The organism is Mesorhizobium sp. M8A.F.Ca.ET.181.01.1.1 (assembly GCF_004792025.1).
In the GTDB taxonomy this organism is placed as follows: Bacteria; Pseudomonadota; Alphaproteobacteria; order Rhizobiales; family Rhizobiaceae; genus Mesorhizobium.
This window is the reverse complement of the sequence record NZ_SRTV01000032.1, coordinates 1-1,660: the sequence shown is the minus strand read 5'-3', so window position 1 is coordinate 1,660 and position 1,660 is coordinate 1. Positions and strand designations below refer to the sequence as shown.

The following is a 1,660-nucleotide window of genomic DNA, read 5'->3' as shown; positions in this document are numbered from 1 at the left end:
GATGGCGATGGAGAGCGTCGTGGAGGCCGGATCACCGTCGGAATCGACCACCTGGACGGCGAAGTCGTCATGGGTAGTGTTGCCCGAGGTGTTGTCCAGCAGCGTGTAGGAATAGGTGTAGCCTGTCGCCGGCGTGCCGGTGATCGTCAGGTCGCCATACTGGCCATGCACCAGGCCGCCATTGGTCACTTCCACCTGGAGGTTGTTCTTGTCGGTCACGTAAAGGTGGCCGATCGTGTCGCTGCCCGTCGTGATCGTCAGCGCGCCCGTCGCCGTTTCGCTCGGATCGCTGTTGTTGGTCCCATCATGGTCGGCAATCTCGCCGGAACCTGCCGGCTCGATGCCGCGCACCGGAAGGCCAGCCTCGTTCACGCTGGTGTCCGAACCCGCGGCGATCACGAGCGTCGGCGTCGAATCCTTCAGCAGGTTGATCGTCACCGTGGTCACCGACGGATCGCCGTCACCGTCGACGATCTGGTACTGGAACGTCACCGTCCCTTCCTCGCCGGCGACCGGCGCGTAGGTGAAGGTGCCATCATTGTGGTAGGTGACCGTTCCGGTGCCGCCCGCCAGCGATCCCGCCACATAGCTCACCTTGGTCGGATCGGTGATGTTCACTCCGTCCGCGCCAGGCACGTCGTTGGCGAACACGTTCACCGTCACAGGCGCATTCTCGGTCGTCTGCGTCGCACTGTCGGCAACCGCCGTCGGCACGTCGTCGACGATGGCGATGGAGAGCGTCGTGGAGGCCGGATCACCGTCGGAATCGACCACCTGGACGGCGAAGTCGTCATGGGTAGTGTTGCCCGAGGTGTTGTCCAGCAGCGTGTAGGAATAGGTGTAGCCTGTCGCCGGCGTGCCGGTGATCGTCAGGTCGCCATACTGGCCATGCACCAGGCCGCCATTGGTCACTTCCACCTGGAGGTTGTTCTTGTCGGTCACGTAAAGGTGGCCGATCGTGTCGCTGCCCGTCGTGATCGTCAGCGCGCCCGTCGCCGTTTCGCTCGGATCGCTGTTGTTGGTCCCATCATGGTCGGCAATCTCGCCGGAACCTGCCGGCTCGATGCCGCGCACCGGAAGGCCAGCCTCGTTCACGCTGGTGTCCGAACCCGCGGCGATCACGAGCGTCGGCGTCGAATCCTTCAGCAGGTTGATCGTCACCGTGGTCACCGACGGATCGCCGTCACCGTCGACGATCTGGTACTGGAACGTCACCGTCCCTTCCTCGCCGGCGACCGGCGCGTAGGTGAAGGTGCCATCATTGTGGTAGGTGACCGTTCCGGTGCCGCCCGCCAGCGATCCCGCCACATAGCTCACCTTGGTCGGATCGGTGATGTTCACTCCGTCCGCGCCAGGCACGTCGTTGGCGAACACGTTCACCGTCACAGGCGCATTCTCGGTCGTCTGCGTCGCACTGTCGGCAACCGCCGTCGGCACGTCGTCTGTAACATTGACCTGAACCGTCGCGCTCGCCTGGTCTCCGTCCGAATCGGTAGCGACCACATTGATGCCGGTCAGGTTGATGACATTCTGTCCACCCGCGTCGGGATGCGGGAAGTTGTCGAGCAGCGTCACATTGACTGTCGCCGAGCCGTTGGTGCCCGCCAGGATTGGCAGCGACGATGCGACCAGGTCGATATGGATGGCGTCGATGCCGTTG

At 63.8% G+C, this 1,660-nt stretch carries 1 protein-coding gene; it reads right to left on the bottom strand.

The genetic code is table 11. The features are described from left to right. Positions 1–1,660: Ig-like domain-containing protein (locus EN824_RS35475; RefSeq protein ID WP_189522267.1), on the bottom strand; the 1,660-nt coding region annotated here is incomplete at both ends.